This window comes from Pseudomonas sp. C2B4 (genome assembly GCF_013359695.1).
Lineage (GTDB): Bacteria > Pseudomonadota > Gammaproteobacteria > Pseudomonadales > Pseudomonadaceae > Aquipseudomonas.
In genome coordinates, this window is the sequence record NZ_JABFMU010000006.1 from 145405 (window position 1) to 160884 (window position 15480).

At 60.1% G+C, this 15480-nt stretch carries 15 protein-coding genes; 6 read left to right on the forward strand and 9 right to left on the reverse strand.

Annotated elements, in window-relative coordinates:
* Positions 1-3: 3 nt before the first annotated feature.
* The 5 genes from copD to HNQ83_RS07290 all read right to left on the reverse strand — a co-directional run bounded on the left by copD (position 4) and on the right by HNQ83_RS07290 (position 4757).
* Positions 4-921 carry a copper homeostasis membrane protein CopD gene (gene copD / locus HNQ83_RS07270; RefSeq protein ID WP_175388324.1) on the reverse strand — a complete coding sequence of 306 codons (918 nt, stop codon included), beginning with the start codon at positions 919-921 and terminating at the stop codon, positions 4-6.
* A gap of 3 nt (positions 922-924) precedes the next feature.
* Positions 925-1308: a copper homeostasis periplasmic binding protein CopC gene (copC, locus tag HNQ83_RS07275; RefSeq protein ID WP_175388325.1), complete on the reverse strand. Its 384-nt coding sequence runs from the start codon at positions 1306-1308 to the stop codon at positions 925-927.
* Between the two features lie 54 nt (positions 1309-1362).
* Positions 1363-2241, reverse strand: a complete 879-nt coding sequence (locus tag HNQ83_RS07280; RefSeq protein ID WP_175388326.1) for a copper resistance protein B — start codon at positions 2239-2241, stop codon at positions 1363-1365.
* 10 nt (positions 2242-2251) lie between these two features.
* A complete protein-coding gene (locus tag HNQ83_RS07285; RefSeq protein WP_175388327.1) occupies positions 2252-3949 on the reverse strand; it encodes a copper resistance system multicopper oxidase in 1698 nt (565 codons plus the stop codon).
* A 103-nt stretch (positions 3950-4052) separates the two neighbouring features.
* Positions 4053-4757 carry a murein L,D-transpeptidase catalytic domain family protein gene (locus HNQ83_RS07290; RefSeq protein WP_175388328.1) on the reverse strand — a complete coding sequence of 235 codons (705 nt, stop codon included), beginning with the start codon at positions 4755-4757 and terminating at the stop codon, positions 4053-4055.
* An 83-nt stretch (positions 4758-4840) separates the two neighbouring features.
* Between HNQ83_RS07290 and HNQ83_RS07295 the strand changes: the two genes are divergently transcribed.
* Together HNQ83_RS07295 and HNQ83_RS07300 are read left to right on the forward strand one after the other, a co-directional pair.
* The gene (locus tag HNQ83_RS07295; protein ID WP_175388329.1) at positions 4841-6592 is read left to right on the forward strand and encodes a murein L,D-transpeptidase; all 1752 of its coding nucleotides are present in this window, start codon (positions 4841-4843) and stop codon (positions 6590-6592) included.
* Between the two features lie 202 nt (positions 6593-6794).
* The gene (locus HNQ83_RS07300) at positions 6795-7583 is read left to right on the forward strand and encodes a lipopolysaccharide biosynthesis protein (RefSeq protein WP_175388330.1); all 789 of its coding nucleotides are present in this window, start codon (positions 6795-6797) and stop codon (positions 7581-7583) included.
* Between the two features lie 71 nt (positions 7584-7654).
* Here HNQ83_RS07300 and HNQ83_RS07305 read toward each other — a convergent pair whose 3' ends face one another.
* On the reverse strand, positions 7655-7978 hold the full coding sequence (locus tag HNQ83_RS07305; RefSeq protein WP_175388331.1) for a multidrug efflux SMR transporter: 324 nt from the start codon (positions 7976-7978) through the stop codon (positions 7655-7657).
* A gap of 16 nt (positions 7979-7994) precedes the next feature.
* Positions 7995-8993 carry an SLAC1 anion channel family protein gene (locus HNQ83_RS07310; RefSeq protein ID WP_175388332.1) on the reverse strand — a complete coding sequence of 333 codons (999 nt, stop codon included), beginning with the start codon at positions 8991-8993 and terminating at the stop codon, positions 7995-7997.
* Positions 8994-9107: 114 nt separating this feature from the next.
* On the opposite strand from HNQ83_RS07310, the gene HNQ83_RS07315 reads away from it, so the two are divergent.
* From HNQ83_RS07315 to HNQ83_RS07325, 3 genes are all read left to right on the forward strand, one after another.
* Positions 9108-10058, forward strand: coding sequence for a GlxA family transcriptional regulator (locus tag HNQ83_RS07315; protein WP_175388333.1), 951 nt, complete (start codon positions 9108-9110; stop codon positions 10056-10058).
* Between the two features lie 180 nt (positions 10059-10238).
* Positions 10239-11810, forward strand: coding sequence for a diguanylate cyclase (locus HNQ83_RS07320; RefSeq protein WP_175388334.1), 1572 nt, complete (start codon positions 10239-10241; stop codon positions 11808-11810).
* Positions 11811-11950: 140 nt separating this feature from the next.
* On the forward strand, positions 11951-13357 hold the full coding sequence (locus tag HNQ83_RS07325) for a DUF1254 domain-containing protein (RefSeq protein WP_175388335.1): 1407 nt from the start codon (positions 11951-11953) through the stop codon (positions 13355-13357).
* 31 nt (positions 13358-13388) lie between these two features.
* On the opposite strand, the gene HNQ83_RS07330 is transcribed toward HNQ83_RS07325, so the two are convergent.
* Together HNQ83_RS07330 and HNQ83_RS07335 are read right to left on the reverse strand one after the other, a co-directional pair.
* Positions 13389-13709 carry a hypothetical protein gene (locus HNQ83_RS07330; RefSeq protein ID WP_175388369.1) on the reverse strand — a complete coding sequence of 107 codons (321 nt, stop codon included), beginning with the start codon at positions 13707-13709 and terminating at the stop codon, positions 13389-13391.
* A gap of 210 nt (positions 13710-13919) precedes the next feature.
* A complete protein-coding gene (locus HNQ83_RS07335) occupies positions 13920-14495 on the reverse strand; it encodes a GNAT family N-acetyltransferase (RefSeq protein ID WP_175388370.1) in 576 nt (191 codons plus the stop codon).
* Between the two features lie 128 nt (positions 14496-14623).
* On the opposite strand from HNQ83_RS07335, the gene HNQ83_RS07340 reads away from it, so the two are divergent.
* Positions 14624-15418 carry an exodeoxyribonuclease III gene (locus HNQ83_RS07340; RefSeq protein ID WP_175388336.1) on the forward strand — a complete coding sequence of 265 codons (795 nt, stop codon included), beginning with the start codon at positions 14624-14626 and terminating at the stop codon, positions 15416-15418.
* The last annotated feature ends 62 nt before the right edge of the window (positions 15419-15480 follow it).

Genomic DNA, 15480 nt, shown 5'->3' on the forward strand with positions numbered 1-15480 from the left:
CCGCTACAGATCGCCGATTTCTGTTTCTGGACTCAAGGTCCCGAGCCACGCCACCAATCCCACAATCAACACAGCTGCCATCAGTTCCACCATGACGCTGCGCCGCAACGCATTCGCCGCCACTCGATACTGCCCCTCCCGTAATGAGCGCTCGAGAGTCGGCCCCAAATGAAAGCGGTTCAGCGCGGCGAGTACGAGCATGCCGGCAAACAGCGCGACTTTGACGAACAGTAAAACCCCGTAAGTACTGAGGAACAGTGTCGGGCCGGCGATAAAGAGGTAGTTCACAATCCCAGTCACCGCGATGACAACAACGATGACTGCGCCGATGGATTCAAACCGGGTGACGGCGTGGGCCAGCAGGCGAATGCGATCTTCGGTTTGCAATGCATCAGTGCGTGACATCCAGGCAAAGGCGACCAGCGCACCCAGCCAGGCGCCACCGGCCACCAAATGCAGAATGTCCGCCGTGAAGTGCCAGATGCCTTCATCCATCGCCCCGTGGCCACTCCAGGCCAGGGAGGCGAGGGCGATGCCACCAGCAAGCGTCGCAACGAGCAAGCTGACGCCGGGGGCGCGCCGGTGAAGCATCATGGCGACTCCAGCGACAACCAGTGCAATGATCCGTACCGTCCAGGCCAACCCGACATCCGTTTCCAGGACCATCATTTCCATGTGCGGGCGCAGTGCCGCGAAGTCTGTTTCACCGCTCATGGCACTTGCCAGCACAATCATGCCGGCAACGGACAGCAACGCACCGAGGATGGTGGTTCCCGTCAACAGCGAGCGAAACGGCAATACTGCCCCCGAGATCCGTTCGGGTCCTTTAAGGCTATACAGCCCAAAGAGCGGCATCCCGAACATCAGCATCAAATCCGTGTACAGCGCAAAACGCAGGGCGATGTTGGCCAGTTCGCTCATTGATCATTTCACTTTGAACGTGACGTTACCGGTGATCGGGTGGGTGTCCGATGACACCGCACGCCATTCGACTTTGTAAGTGCCCGCGGGCAGCGGCGAGGCTGGGGTGATGAGCATGGTTTTCGGATCGCTGCCGCCGCTGACTTTGGCTTTCATGGGCATGGGTGAGTGAGCCATGCCGGGCATTTCGGTCATGACCAGTTTCGCCCCGGAGAACTGGGTGACGAGGTTTTCGGAGAAGTGCAATTCGATGGTCCCCGGCGCTGCGCCATCCGCGCCTTCGACGGGGATGGAGGAGAGCAGTTTCGGGTGGGCCTGGGCGAGGCTGCTCAGCAGCAGACTGGTAGAAAGTACGACGGTAACAGCGATGGTTTTGAACGTGCGCATGCAAGGCCTCTTGCCGCTCGAAGCGGTCAATTGTTGGTGATTGGATTAATGGCGTCAGAACCACATCCGCACGCCGAGTACCAGGCGTGCTTCGCTGCGGTCCTCGCCGTCGGCGGTGGCGTAATCGGCGGTCTTGCCGTAACTGCGGTTCCAGGTCACGCCCAGGTACGGCGCGAATTCCCGGCGGATTTCATAGCGCAGGCGCAGGCCCGCTTCGCTGTTGGACAGGCCCGAACCGATCCCCCGTTGCGGATCGTTTTTGCCATGGACATTGAGCTCGGCGGTCGGCTGCAGGATGAGCCGGTTGGTCAGCAGGATGTCGTAGTCGCCCTCCAGTCGCAGTGCGCTCTGGCCGCCTTCGCCGAGGAAGGCGGTGGCCTCGGCTTCGAAGTTGTACAGCGCCATGCCTTGCACGCCAAAAGCGGCCCAGGTTTGCGGGGCGCCGGGTTTGAAGTCCTGGCGCACGCCGCTCACGACGTCCCACCACGGCGAGATGGCGTGGCCCCAGAGTGCCTGGATTTCGGCGTCGTCGGTCTTGCCATTGGTGCGCTCGCCTTCGGAGCGCAGCCACAGGCGATCGATGTCGCCGCCGATCCACCCCGACAGATCCCAGGCCAGGGTGCTGCCGTCATCGGCGTCCTGCCATTCCAGCTTGTCGGCGAGGAAGAGTGAGTTGAGCGCGCTGTCGTGCACGGTATGGCCGTGGGGACTTGCGTAGACGGCGGCGCGGTCGGCGTCGGTCAGCGGTGGGATGGGCGTGCGGCTTTCGGTCGGTGCCGCGGGCTGCATCTGGCCGTCGTCCATGGGTTGCATCTGGCTGTGGTCCATCTGGCTATGGTCCATGCCCTGCATGTCGTCGGTGGCGGCTATCGCCGAAGAGAGCGTCAATCCGGGGATGACGAGGGCCAAAGCGATGGGGGAGAGTCTGATCATGGGTAGCGCCTCATTCTTCCACGCGAACTTCACGGAACATGCCCATTTCCATGTGGTACAGGAGATGGCAGTGATAGGCCCAGCGACCGAGCGCATCGGCGGTGACCCGATAGCTGCGTCGTGAGCCGGGCGGCATGTCGATGGTGTGCTTGCGCACCATGAAGTCGCCGTTCTCGTCTTCGAGGTCGCTCCACAGGCCGTGCAGGTGGATGGGGTGCGTCATCATGGTGTCGTTGACCAGCACCACCCGGACGCGCTCGCCATACTTGAGGCGCAGCGGTTCGGCGTCGGAGAACTTCACGCCGTTGAACGACCAGGCGAATTTCTCCATGTGTCCGGTGAGGTGCAATTCGATGGTGCGGCCGGGCTCCCGGCCATCCGGGTCTTCGAAGGTGCTGCGCAGATCGGCATAGGTCAGGACCCTGCGCCCGTTGTTCCTCAAGCCAAGGCCCGGGTCGTCGAGTTTGGGCGAGGTGGACATGGCCTGCATGTCCACCAGCGGGTTGTCGTTTTCCGATGCCGGATGGGATTGCATGCCGGGCATGGCCATGTTGCCGTGATCCATGCCGGCCATGCTGCCGTGGTCCATCCCGCCCATGCCCATGTCGTCCATGGTGACCAGGGGGCGCGGATCCAGTGGCGGCACCTGCGCTGACGAGCCGGCCTTCACGGACAGCGTGCCGCGCGCGTAGCCGGTGCGATCCATCGATTGGGCGAAGAGGGTGTAGGTCTCCAGCGTCGGCTCGACGATCACGTCGAAGGTCTCCGCCACCGCGATGCGAAACTCGTCGACGCTCACCGGTTTGACGTGCAACCCATCCGCCGCCACCACGGTCATTTTCAAACCGGGAATGCGCACGTCGAAGTAGGTCATCGCGGAACCGTTGATAAACCGCAACCGCAGCTTTTCGCCGGGACGGAACGCGCCGGTCCAGTTGGCGTCCGGCGTCTGGCCGTTCATCAAGAAGGTGTAGGTGGCGCCGCTGACGTCGGCCAGATCGGTGGGGTTCATCTTCATCTCGGCCCACATGGTGCGATCGGCGACTGTCGCGCCCCAGCCTTTCTCGCCGACGTCCTGGATGAAGTCGCCCACGGTGCGCTTGTTGTAGTTGTAGTAATCGGATTGTTTTTTCAGGGTTTTCATCAGGCCGACCGGGTCTTCGTCGGTCCAGTCGGTCAGCATCACCACGTAATCGCGGTCGTATTGGAAAGGCTCGGGGTCTTTCGCGTCGATCACCAGCGGCCCGTAGACGCCGGACTGTTCCTGGAAACCCGAATGGCTGTGGTACCAGTAGGTGCCGTTTTGCCGGACCTTGAATTGATAGACGTAAGTGCCGCCCGGCTCGATGCCTTTGAAGCTCAGCCCCGGCACGCCGTCCATGTTGGCGGGCAGCAGGATGCCGTGCCAGTGAATGGAGGTGTTGTCCTTGAGCCGGTTTTTCAACCGCAACGTCACCGTGTCGCCTTCACGCCAGCGCAGGAGCGGGCCGGGCAGGCTGCCATTGATGGTCATGGCGGTGCGCGGATTGCCCGTGAAGTTGACCGGGGTTTCGCCGATGAACAGCTCGAAATTGCTGCCGGCCAGCACCTGCGGTTCGCTGGGGCTGGTGATTGCCCAGACCGGTGTTCGCCATAATCCGAGGCCGCCCAACAGCCCGCCGGCGGCCAGTCCCTTGACGAAGGTGCGTCTTGAAGTGTTGGAGTGCATGCCGTTTTTCCCGTCAGCCTGGTGAACGTGTCGACGAGGCTAACGGGCGGGGCCTTTCAGAAGGCTGAGGCGGGGATTACAGTTTTGACAGGTAGAGCGCTGATTACTGGCGTTTGGTGGTCTTGTCCGACGACGCCACGGTACCGCTCCCACAATTGATGTAGGAGGAGGACTTCAACCAGCGCTGATCCGGATAGTAGGAAAACAGCAACTGCCCGTCCTTCATCGAGTCGATCAACCGGCGCGCAATGGCGGGTCGGACAGCCGGGCAACCGAGGCTTCTGCCGATGCGGCCGTTGGCGCGTGCCAGTACCGGACTGACGTACGGTGCGCCGTGAATGACGATTGCGCGATCAAAGGCGTTATCGTTGAAGCCGGGCTCCAGGCCTTCCATGCGCAAGGAGTAGCCGTTCTGGCCGCGATAGCTTTCCTGGGTGCGGAACAGGCCGAGGCTGGTGGCGAAGCTTTCGTTCTGGTTGGAGAACTGGGTGGCCATGTTTTCGCCGCTGTTACGGCCATGGGCGACGAGTTCCTGGAAGAGCAATTTGCGTTTTTTCAGATCGAACACCCACAGCCGTTGTTCGGTTGAAGGCAATGAGTAATCGATCACTGCTAGTCTCTGTGCCGGCGCTGCACCTTGGGCGCGGGTGCACTGGGTGGCGCGGACCGCCAGGGCAATGACCTTGGCATTGGCATTTGGAGCGGCTTTGGCCAGCGCGACTTCAAGCGAATCGGCGTAGGCTGTGGGGATGAAGGCCGACGTCAACAGCAGCGCTGTGAGTAGAAAGCCAAAGCGATGTAGCGCCATATGTAAATCTCATCAGGAATATGTCGAGTCTAGCAGCGAGTGGAACGCTAGCTTTTTGATTTGCGGGAGATTAAGGATTATCCATGGTGCAATTAACAAGGTTATTCGTCATAAGCCGTGCTTTTTTTATGGTCTTTCTGATCAGCGGCACTGCGTTGGGTGAAACTTCTCCGATCGTGCAGGTATCTCCGCAAACCAGTGTGGTGTCCGCAGCGCCCGACGACGTCGTGGGCCAAGCGATCCAGGCCATGCTGGAACCGCTGCAATCCGCGTTCCCGCCGTTGCTCACGTCACGCAAGCATCAGCGCGCGGATATCAACCGCGTGGTGCTGGATTTCTATTCTCATCGCAACTACCGCGCCGCCTGGACGAATGGGCGGGACGTCACCCAATTGCTCAAAAGCCTGGGTGAGACTGCAATCGATGGCTTGAACCCCGCCGATTACCGGACGGCCGAATTGGCCGAGGCGCAACTGGCGATGCAGGCCACCGCGCCGACGCCTGCACAATCGGCGGCATTCGATATCGGGCTGACCCGCACCTACATCACGGCGCTGTTGCAATTGCGCCGTGGCAAGGTTGACCCGTCCCGTCTGGACTTTCACTGGAACTTCGACCCGGAGGGGGTGGATCCCCGCGAGGATGTGAACAGTTTCTTTGCCGCCCTCGACGATCACGACGTGGCACGCGCGTTCGCTCAAGCGCCGCCGCAAGAAGCGGTTTATCGCAGCATGCGCGTGGCCCTGGCGCAATTGCGTCAGGTTCGGGATGCCGGCGGTTGGCCGAAGGTGGCCGAAGGGCAGTCGCTCAAGCCGGGGATGGACGGTGCCGCAGTCGCACAGTTGCGTGCCCGTCTGGTCGCCGGTGGTTATCTGGAGCCGCAAAAAGGCAAGCGAAACGATTACGACGACAAAGTCATCGCGGCGGTGAAGAAGTATCAGGTCGAGCAGTACCTGGGCGCGGACGGCGTAGCCGGGGCAGCGACGCTTGCGGCACTGAATGTGCCCGTCGAAGCACGGATCGATCAGGTCCGGGTGAACATGGAGCGGGCGCGCTGGCTGCTGTACAAACTTCAGGGCACCTTTGTCGTTGTCGATATCGCCGGGTACAAGGTCGCGCTGTATCGCGACGGCCAGCCGATCTGGCGTTCCCGGGTACAGGTGGGCAAGCCGTTTCGCAGCACGCCGGTGTTTCAGTCGGAGATCACCTACGTCACCTTCAACCCCACCTGGACGGTGCCGCCGACGATCCTGGTCAAGGATATGCTGCCCAAGATTCAACAGAACCCGGATTACCTGGCCGCCAACCGGATCAGAGCCCTTGATCGGGAAGGCAACGTGCTCGATCCGTCGACAATCGACTGGTACAACGCGCGCGGTATCACGTTGCGCCAGGATGCCGGGCCAGAGAACTCATTAGGGCAGGTGGTTATTCGCTTCCCCAACGATTATGCGATTTACCTGCACGACACCCCCCATCGCGAACTGTTCGCCAAGTCGATACGCGCCACCAGTTCCGGATGCATCCGGGTGGAGAACCCGCTGCAGCTGGTCGAGTTGTTGTTCAACGACCCGACGCGCTGGAACAGCGAGGGCATTCAAAAGCAACTGGCCAATGGCAAGACCGCAAACATCAGGCTTCCGGTCAAGGTGCCAGTACTGTTGGCTTACTGGACCGTTGATCTGAGTAAAGAGGGGCGGGTGACATTCAAGCCTGACGTGTATGGCTATGACACGCCGGTACTTCGGCAATTGAACCTGCCGTCAAAACTGCCGGCCCTGGAGTTGCCGCGGGGGGAAACTGCGATGGTGTCAACAGGACAAAGCCAGCCGTAAGCGGCCGACGGTATCGGTGGTGCCTCCCCCGAATCCAGGGCGGTATTTCGCTTTTTTTATGAGGGGAAGGCTCTACGGCGGCCTTTGCGCTCCGTCGCAATCTTGGGGACCGATGAAGCCAGACGGTTGGCTCATCCGTTAAAAACTATCACAATGAAAATTGGTCATAGATGATCAATCTCAATGGATAGGGAATTTGACGATGGATGTTGCGCAGAAAAACTCGTCACGCATCGCGGGTCCACTTCATGTGCATGACCTCGATGAGTGCCGCAACATTCAAAAAGGATCGGTGTTCATTATTGCCTCGGGGGCGTCTGCCAGGGATTTTCCGCTGGAGAAGTTTGCCCATGTTCCGATGATCACCATGAATGGTGCGATCACAAAGTTCATCGGGACAGGTATCAAGCCGTTTTTTTATGTGTGTACCGACCAGGGTTTTTCCCGGCAGCAGCCCGAGTTGTTTTCAGAGGGCATGCAGCTCAGTGAGCGGGTCGGACTCTGGGAAGATCATATCTGGCACACAACGGTGAGGCCCAGGGGCGAGTTGTATCTGCTGGGCCGGGCACCCAAGCTGTCCTGGCGCGATTTCTTCCGCACCGACAAAGACCTTGTCAGAAGCCGCAAGCTCGGCAATGGGCGTAATCGGACATTGGGTTTCAGCAAGAATCTCAAGCGCGGTTTTTTCGATGCTCGCACGGTGGCCTATCTGGCGTTACAGCTTGCCTATCACTTGGGGTTTACCAAGGTGTTTCTGGTGGGTGTCGACTTGAATCAGGCAGTGAGTCGCTTCTATGAGGCGCCAGGGGGGATTGTTTCTCCTTGTCGGCTTGATGAGCATTTCCATACGAGGATCGTACCGTCGTTCGAGATCCTGTCGAAGTACGTCATGAACAAGGATTTTCAGGTTTACAACCTGTCCGATATCTCCAGAATTCCTGAGGAGCTTGTCCCTCGTGTGGAGATGGATGAACTCGACAGACTCATCTGACGGTCAACCTGGATAGGTAATAACGGGCGCATTTGGAGCGCCCGTTTTTTGTTTGTACCCAAGCGGTTGTCTCAGGACCAGCGCAGCCCGGCGACACTCACCACAATCAGTCCCAGCCAGACCAACCTCCAAAAAGAAACCGTGTCACCGAGCCAGTACATGCCGACCACTGCCGTACCGGCGGCACCGATGCCGGTCCAGACGGCGTAGGCGGTACCAATGGGCAGTTGGCGCAACGCCAGGGTCAATAACGTCAGGCTTCCTGCCAACGCTACCAAAGTGCCGAGTAATAACCAGGGCCTCTGCAAGCCGCTGGTGGATTTCAAGCCGATCGCGAAAATAATCTCCAGAAGGCCTGCCACTAACAACAAGCCCCAGGAATAGCCGTAAGTCATGAAGGTGCCTTGAGGGTCAGTTGGACAGCAGTTTTCCGTTGAACAGGATTTTCAATGTCTTCACGGTGAGTACCGCCAATGCAAGGGTCAGGAAGGCCAGAATCAGATAAGCCACGACTGTCAGAACAATGCTTTCCTGTGAGTAGGCGTATTTCAAGGCGGCATTGCTCAGCGCGGCGATGGGAAAGCTGATGGCCCACCAGGCAGGCGAGAAAGGCACGTCTTTGCGAAACACTTTGAAAGCCAGTACTACGAACAGAAACAGACCAAAGTAGAACAGCAGGCTGGCGAAGTGATCGATCACCCCGAAGAAGTTGGTATAGGCCAGGAAGCCGACTTCAAAAGGCGCAATCAGAATCATCAGCGAAGGTGTCATACCTTTGGCCATGGCTGGCTCGTGAACAAGTCGCGCGAAAATCCGAGTGAAGAACATCAGCGCCAACACCGTGCCGACGGCAATCGCGAAGACATTGAATTCGTAAGCCCAGGCCATGGGCATTTGGGCGCCGGCCACGGCAATGTCGAGCGTGGCGACACCAGGGATCAACCACGCAGGGACGGCATGCTGCGCGTCCTGATTGCCTGACAGCAACCGCGATACCACCACGCCACCCAACACCACGGTCAACAGGCTGCCAATGATCCAGAGCGCTTGGCTCAACACGGCGCTGTAGGGGGCTGCGACGGCGGACAGCAGCAACAGGGCAATGGTGACGGCGCCGAAGAAGTTACCGGAGACCGGGTGATTGAATTCCGCTTTTACCGCTTCGGGGTGCTTGATCCATTTGGTGAGATAGCCCACGGCAAGCAGGACGAAAACCAGCCCGGCAAACAGACCAATCCCGTTTGCAATAACACTGGCCTGAGCGGCGTGCTGGCTGACCAGCCTCCAAGCCAGGCTAAGGCCTGCCAAGCCCATCACGGAACCGAACAGATTGATGGGGAGGTGCTTGATCGACGTCGATTTCGAGACGGAATCGAGGGCGACGGCAGAAGGCATATTGAGTGAGTTCATGACGGTCTCCGGTTGACTGAATTAGTCGTCATGGGTAGTTTCTGCCAATATTCATTTGGCTTGAAGCGTCTTGAAACGACGTTTTCAGCCATTAACATTGCGAGGACAGACACCATGCGAATCGCCTTGCTGGCATTCCCCAGGGTTCAGATGCTGGACATCGTCGGTCCGGCGGATGTGTTTGCCGAAGCCGCCCGGCAACTGGGCAAGCCACGGGCCTATCAGGTCTCGGTGATCGGTACTGAAACCGGGCCGATCAAGGGCACCAGCGGTTTACGTCTGGCCCTGGATGGCACCATCGATACATTCAAGGGCACGATCGATACGTTGCTGATTGCGGGTAGCCCTGCGGTCAATGAAGTGGCGCAAAGCCCGCAGCTGCAAGCCTGGATACGCCTTCAGGCAACCAGGGTGCGACGAATCGGCTCGGTTTGCAGCGGCGCTTTTGTGCTGGCGTCAGCAGGGTTGCTGGAGGGGCGGCACGTGACCACCCACTGGAACTCGAGTGCGCTGCTGGCCAAGGAATTCCCCGACACCATTGTCGAGCCGGACAGCATTTTTATCCGCGACGGCAATATCTACACCTCGGCGGGTGTCACGGCGGGCATGGACCTGGCACTGGCCATGGTCGAAGAAGACCACGGTCGCGAATTGGCGTTGAGCATCGCCCGGGAAATGGTCATGTATTTCAAGCGTCCGGGCGGGCAATCGCAATTCAGTGCACAGTTGGCGGCGCAAACGGCGGAACGCACGGTGATTCGCCAGATCCAGACTTACATCGTGGAAAACCTGAAGGCAGATTTGAGCGTGCCGACCCTGGCCGAGCGCTCGGGCATGAGTGAACGCAACTTTGCCCGGGTATTCAAGGCTGAAGGCGGATTCACCCCGGCTGAGTTCGTCGAGCTGGCGCGTATCGACGAAGCCCGGCGCTTGATCGAAGGCGCGGACGTATCCCTCAAGCGGCTGGCCGATCAGGTGGGTTACGCCAATATCGATGGGTTCAGGCGTGCGTTTGTCCGGCGTCTGGGCATCAGCCCCAGTGACTACCGAAAACGATTCTTGTAGGGGCGCCAAGCGAGATCAGAGGCTATTCAGTCCACGCATGGGCAGGTGAGGGGTCATGCGGGGCGCAATCACATGATGTGTGGTTGCCATTTACTGCCCATAACCCCGTAGACTGCGCGCACAAAAAAACAAGGGTTTTTGGGCCGGTGCCCATGCGTTGCCCTTGAAGGACGAGCTTTTGTGCCCACACGCTTTCACGACAGGTACCACGCCCCCGGCGTTGCATTGACCCGCATACCGCTGCGCAAGGCTGCGGTTTTGTTTATCGCCACGGTGTGCCTGTGCCTGTGCGCCTTGCTTTATCTGCAATTGGAACAATCCCGGCGTCATGACCTGAGCCAGGCCCAGGTCGCCTCGTCGAACCTGACGCGGGCCATGGCGCAGCAGGCCGAAGACACCTTCATGAAGGCCGATCTGGTGCTGACCAGTCTGGTGGACTGGATTCAGGTCGACGGTTTCGGCCCGTCCTTGAGACCCCGCCTGCAAAAGACCTTCGCCCGGCGCGTGCAGGCGCTGGACCAGTTACACGGGATCCTGCTGTTCGACCAGAAGGGGCAGTGGGTTGTGACCTCGTTCGAGAGTCTGCCCCGGGGCCCCGGCGTGGCGGACCGTGAGTACTTCAAGTTTCACCAGCAGAATGTGTCGTCCGTGGCGCACATCGGCCCGGCCATTCGCAGCCGGGAAAACGGCGAGTGGATCATTCCGGTTTCCAAGCGGGTGAACGACAAAAACGGCCAGTTCGAGGGTGTGTTACTGGCCGGGATCAAGATGTCGTACTTCGACCAGTTCTTCAAAAGCTTCAGCATCGATGACAACGGCTCGATGTTCGTGGCATTGACCGATGGAACGCTACTGGCGCGCCGACCGTTTGTGGAGTCGCAGATCGGCACGTCATTGGCCCAGGGCGAAATCTTTCAGACACTCCTGCCCCAGTCGCCTTCCGGCAACGCAATGTTCTCGTCGGTGGTAGATGGCATCGTCCGTTTGTATGGGTACCGGCAGTTGGAGGCTTACCCGCTGGTCGTCTCCGCGGCATCGTCCAGGGATTCGATTCTGGCGGGATGGTATGACACGGCGTTTCGTTCCTGTGCCGTCGTCGCGCTGGTCGTGCTCGTCGTGGGAGTGTTCGGCTGGGTATTCATCCGTCAGGTGCGCGTCGGCGAACGGGTCGAGGCGGATTTGCGCCAGGCCCAGCAGGCACTGGAGTTGATCGCCACCCATGACAGCCTGACCGGTCTGGCCAACCGCCGATTGTTCGAGCGGGCGCTGGATATCGAGTTCGGACGCGGCGCGCGCCAGCAGAGTCCGCTGAGTCTGATCATGCTCGATATCGATTACTTCAAGCGCTACAACGATACCTATGGCCATGTGGTGGGGGACCACTGTCTGGCCGAAGTGGCACGGGCGGTGAAAGGTTGCTGTCACCGCAAGGCCGACCTGGCGGTGCGCTACGGCGGGGAAGAGTTTGCGGTCTTGCTGCCTGACACCGACCTGCACGGTGCCATGACCATTGCCGAACAGATCCGTCGCAGTGTCATGGGCAAGAACATCAGCCACACAGGCTCGCCCACGGGGTACATCACGGTCAGCCTTGGCTGCTATTCGTTTATTCCGACGGGGCGTGACAGCATGGACGTGTTTGTCCAGCGTGCGGACGCGGCGCTGTATCAGGCCAAGCATTCGGGGCGAAACCGCTCGGCGGTGTTGTCGATGGAGGGGGGCGTCGAGGCGCTGTTGCGTTCGGATCGTTGAAGCGCTTGCCGTTGTTTCATCGGCGAAACACCCCGGCGAGCCGGCCGTCCGCCTGTCAGAACTTGTTCATTTGATCGTCTAGAGTTGCGTTAGCTCTGCCGAGTCCGGCAGGTCTCCCTATCGTACGGACGATCGCCAATATGTTGATAACCCAAGTATTGACCGCCGTTGCTATCACCGTTGCAGCCTCCGCTATCTTTCCAATGGCCAGTCACGCGCAATCGAAACTCACAGCCGAAGAGGCTCACGCCATCGGCGTTGACGCCTACGTTTATTTCTACCCGCTGCTGACCATGGACATCACCCGCCAGCAGTTCACCAACATCGAGCCGGGCAAGGAATTTGGCAAAGGCCCGATGAACATGTTTGTCAGCGTGCCGCAGTACCCGCCCGCAAGTTTCAAAGGCGTGGTGCGCTCCAATTTCGACACCTTGTATTCCATCGCCTGGCTCGACTTGACCAAGGAGCCGCTGGTGATTGCCGCGCCCGACACCGACGGGCGTTTCTATCTGCTGCCCATGCTCGACATGTGGAGCGACGTGTTTGCCTCGCCCGGTTGGCGTACAACGGGCACCGACGCCGGGCAGTTTCTGGTGACACCTCCGGGCTGGACCGGCGCGGTACCCGCCGGGCTGGATCATCTGCCGGCGCCTACGCCTTATGTCTGGGTCATCGGCCGCACCAAGACCGACGGCGCGGCGGACTACGCGGCGGTGCACAAGATCCAGGCCGGTTATACGATCACGCCGCTGTCGCGGCTGGGCAAGGGCGAGGAGCCGGTCAGCGTCAAGATCGATCCGGCCGTGGACATGAAAACCCCGCCGAAGATCCAGGTCGACACCATGTCGGCGGCCAAGTACTTCGCCTATGCCGCCGAACTGCTCAAAGTGCATCCGGCCCACAGCACCGATCAACCGATGCTGGCGCAGATCAAGCGAATCGGCATCGAGCCTGGCAAGCCGTTCGACATGGAAGCGCTGGCCCCTGAAATCAAAGCCGCGTTGCAAACCGTGCCGGAAGAAGCCCAGGCGTTGATGAAGTGGAAAGTGGAAACCCTGGCGCGGGTGGTCAACGGCTGGTCGATGAACACCGACACCATGGGCGTCTATGGCAACTACTACCTCAAGCGCGCGATCGTCGCTCAGGTCGGGCTCGGCGCCAACCTGCCGGAGGATGCGATTTATCCGTTGAACCTGGGCGATGAAAACGGGAAGGCCCTCGATGGGGCGAACAAGTACGTGCTGCATTTTCCAAAGGGCCAGACCCCGCCGGTGAACGCGTTCTGGTCGGTCACGTTGTACGATCCTGAAGGCTTCCAGGTCGGCAACGAACTCAACCGCTTTGCGGTGAGCAGCTGGATGCCGTTCAAGAACAATGACGATGGTTCACTGGACATCTATTTCCAGAACGAAAGCCCCGGCAAGGCGCTTGAGGCCAATTGGCTGCCGGCGCCCAAAGGGCCGTTCAACCTGACCATGCGCCTGTACGGGCCGAAGGCCGAGGCGTTGAACGGCAAGTGGAACCCGCCGCCGGTCAAGCAGATGTAGCTATCCGGTAACGGAAGCAGCCGACGATTGCTTACCATCGGCTGCCTGTCCCGCCGCCGGCACCACCGGTTCCACCGCCCGCCGGTCCGGTGCCGCCACCGGCACCCGAGCCTGAGCCAAATCCGTTGGCGCTACCTGCACTGCCGCGTGATGAGCCGGTTGCGCCACCGTCACCGGCATTACCGCCAGAGGGGGCGGTGGGCGTGTTGTCAGGTGGCATGACAGGGCCACTGGTTGCACTGGACTTGATGCCTGTCGCATCAGCGTCATCGCCGGATGCTGCGAAGGTCACCAGGGATGCCGCGCAGAGAAGTCCGCCCAATACCAGCGAAGTGATTTTGATGTTCATCAGAGTCCGCCTCCAGAAATTGAGTCGTTACCTGACATTGGTGTGACGGGCGGGGAGATTGGTGCCGGCTGGATGACGAGTGGCCATCATTGTCGGCAAAGGTTGGCGAACAACACTGTGGGAGCGAGCCTGTCAGTCGACATCCAGGCTGGATGATGCACCGCTTTCGCGACCAGCCTCGCTCCCACACATTGGCTTGCACCTGTGAGGACGTTATTCCGCCAGCTTCAGCTCCAGATTCTGCCTGACCTGCGGCCACTCCTCTGCAATGATGCTGAACCGCACCGAATTGCGCTTGCGCCCGTCGGGCATGATGCGTTCGTGGCGCACGATGCCTTCCTGCTGCGCCCCAAGCCGCAGGATCGCCTGGCGCGATGCCTGGTTGTTTTCGTCGGTGGTGAACTGCACACGCACGCACTCCAGTGCCTCGAACGCATGGCGCAGCAGCAGATACTTGGCTTCGGTATTGACGAAGGTTTTCTGCCAGCGAGCCGAGATCCAGCTACTGCCAATTTCCAGCTTGCGGTTGATCCGGTCGATCTTCCACAGGCGGGTCGAGCCAATCACCTCGCCAGTCTCTTTCAACACAATGACGAAGGGCAGCACTGTGCCGGCATCGCGGCCATCCAGAGCTTTTTTCAGGTAGGTGTCGACGGTGCCGGATGAGGGGACGACGGTGACCGTCAGGTTCCACAGTTCACCATCCGCCGCGGCGTGCACGAGGGCGTCGGCATCGGTGTATTGCAGCGGGCGCAGGCTGATTCGGCTGCCTTGCAGGGTGGTCTCTATCATCTGGGGGTTTCTCGGCAGACGGATCGGGTGTCGGCGTCTATTACGCCGTACCAGTGTCAGCCAACGCAACCACTGAAAAGCATCGCGGTCACAACCTCGACACCCAGCCAAACGGACCGGTGGCCATGAAAAAACTGCGAATCGCGACCTTCAACATCAACGGCATGCGCGCCCGGTTGCCGAACCTGCTGGCCTGGCTTGAGCGCGAACAACCCGATATCGCCTGTTTGCAGGAGCTCAAGTCGCTCGACAGCGCCTTTCCCGCCGCCGAACTCGAGGCGGCAGGTTACGGCGCGATCTGGCAGGGGCAGGCATCCTGGAACGGGGTGGCGATTCTGGCGCGGGATGCGCAGCCGCTGGAGAGTCGACGCGGGTTGCCGGGCGATGACAGCGACACTCACAGTCGGTATCTGGAAGCCGCCGTGCATGGGGTGCTGGTGGGCTGCCTGTACCTGCCCAATGGCAACCCGCAGCCGGGACCGAAGTTCGATTACAAACTGGCGTGGTTCGAGCGGCTGATCCGCCACGCGCAGACGCTGCAGGGCAGCGACCATCCCGTGGTCCTGGCTGGAGACTACAACGTGGTACCCACCGATCTGGACATCTACAACCCGCGCTCCTGGCTCAAGGACGCGTTGCTGCAACCGGAAAGTCGCGCGTGTTATCAGCGTCTGCTGGATCAGGGATGGACCGATTCCTTGCGACATTTGTATCCGGAGGATCGCCTCTACACCTTCTGGGATTATTTTCGCCAGCACTGGCAGAAGAACTCCGGGCTGCGTATCGACCATCTGCTGCTCAACCCGGTGCTGAGCCCTTACTTGCAGGACGCTGGCGTCGATGCCTGGGTGCGCAACGAACCCCATGCCAGCGATCATGCGCCGACCTGGATTCAACTGGACTCGCGCAAGCGCCGTTGATTTGTTCTGCAGGGCGATTGGCTAAATCAATTGTCGGCGACAACGCTTCATCCCTTATACAT

What these genes read in the sequence shown, in the direction of transcription:
- HNQ83_RS07315 (WP_175388333.1), top strand. Translation starts at nt 9,108, where the DNA reads ATGCGAATCGCCTTGCTGGCATTCCCCAGGGTTCAGATGCTGGACATC.
- HNQ83_RS07340 (WP_175388336.1), top strand. Translation starts at nt 14,624, where the DNA reads ATGAAAAAACTGCGAATCGCGACCTTCAACATCAACGGCATGCGCGCC.
- copD (WP_175388324.1), bottom strand. Translation starts at nt 921, where the DNA reads ATGAGCGAACTGGCCAACATCGCCCTGCGTTTTGCGCTGTACACGGAT.
- HNQ83_RS07290 (WP_175388328.1), bottom strand. Translation starts at nt 4,757, where the DNA reads ATGGCGCTACATCGCTTTGGCTTTCTACTCACAGCGCTGCTGTTGACG.
- HNQ83_RS07285 (WP_175388327.1), bottom strand. Translation starts at nt 3,949, where the DNA reads ATGCACTCCAACACTTCAAGACGCACCTTCGTCAAGGGACTGGCCGCC.
- HNQ83_RS07305 (WP_175388331.1), bottom strand. Translation starts at nt 7,978, where the DNA reads ATGACTTACGGCTATTCCTGGGGCTTGTTGTTAGTGGCAGGCCTTCTG.
- HNQ83_RS07280 (WP_175388326.1), bottom strand. Translation starts at nt 2,241, where the DNA reads ATGATCAGACTCTCCCCCATCGCTTTGGCCCTCGTCATCCCCGGATTG.
- HNQ83_RS07325 (WP_175388335.1), top strand. Translation starts at nt 11,951, where the DNA reads ATGTTGATAACCCAAGTATTGACCGCCGTTGCTATCACCGTTGCAGCC.
- HNQ83_RS07295 (WP_175388329.1), top strand. Translation starts at nt 4,841, where the DNA reads ATGGTGCAATTAACAAGGTTATTCGTCATAAGCCGTGCTTTTTTTATG.
- HNQ83_RS07310 (WP_175388332.1), bottom strand. Translation starts at nt 8,993, where the DNA reads ATGAACTCACTCAATATGCCTTCTGCCGTCGCCCTCGATTCCGTCTCG.
- copC (WP_175388325.1), bottom strand. Translation starts at nt 1,308, where the DNA reads ATGCGCACGTTCAAAACCATCGCTGTTACCGTCGTACTTTCTACCAGT.
- HNQ83_RS07300 (WP_175388330.1), top strand. Translation starts at nt 6,795, where the DNA reads ATGGATGTTGCGCAGAAAAACTCGTCACGCATCGCGGGTCCACTTCAT.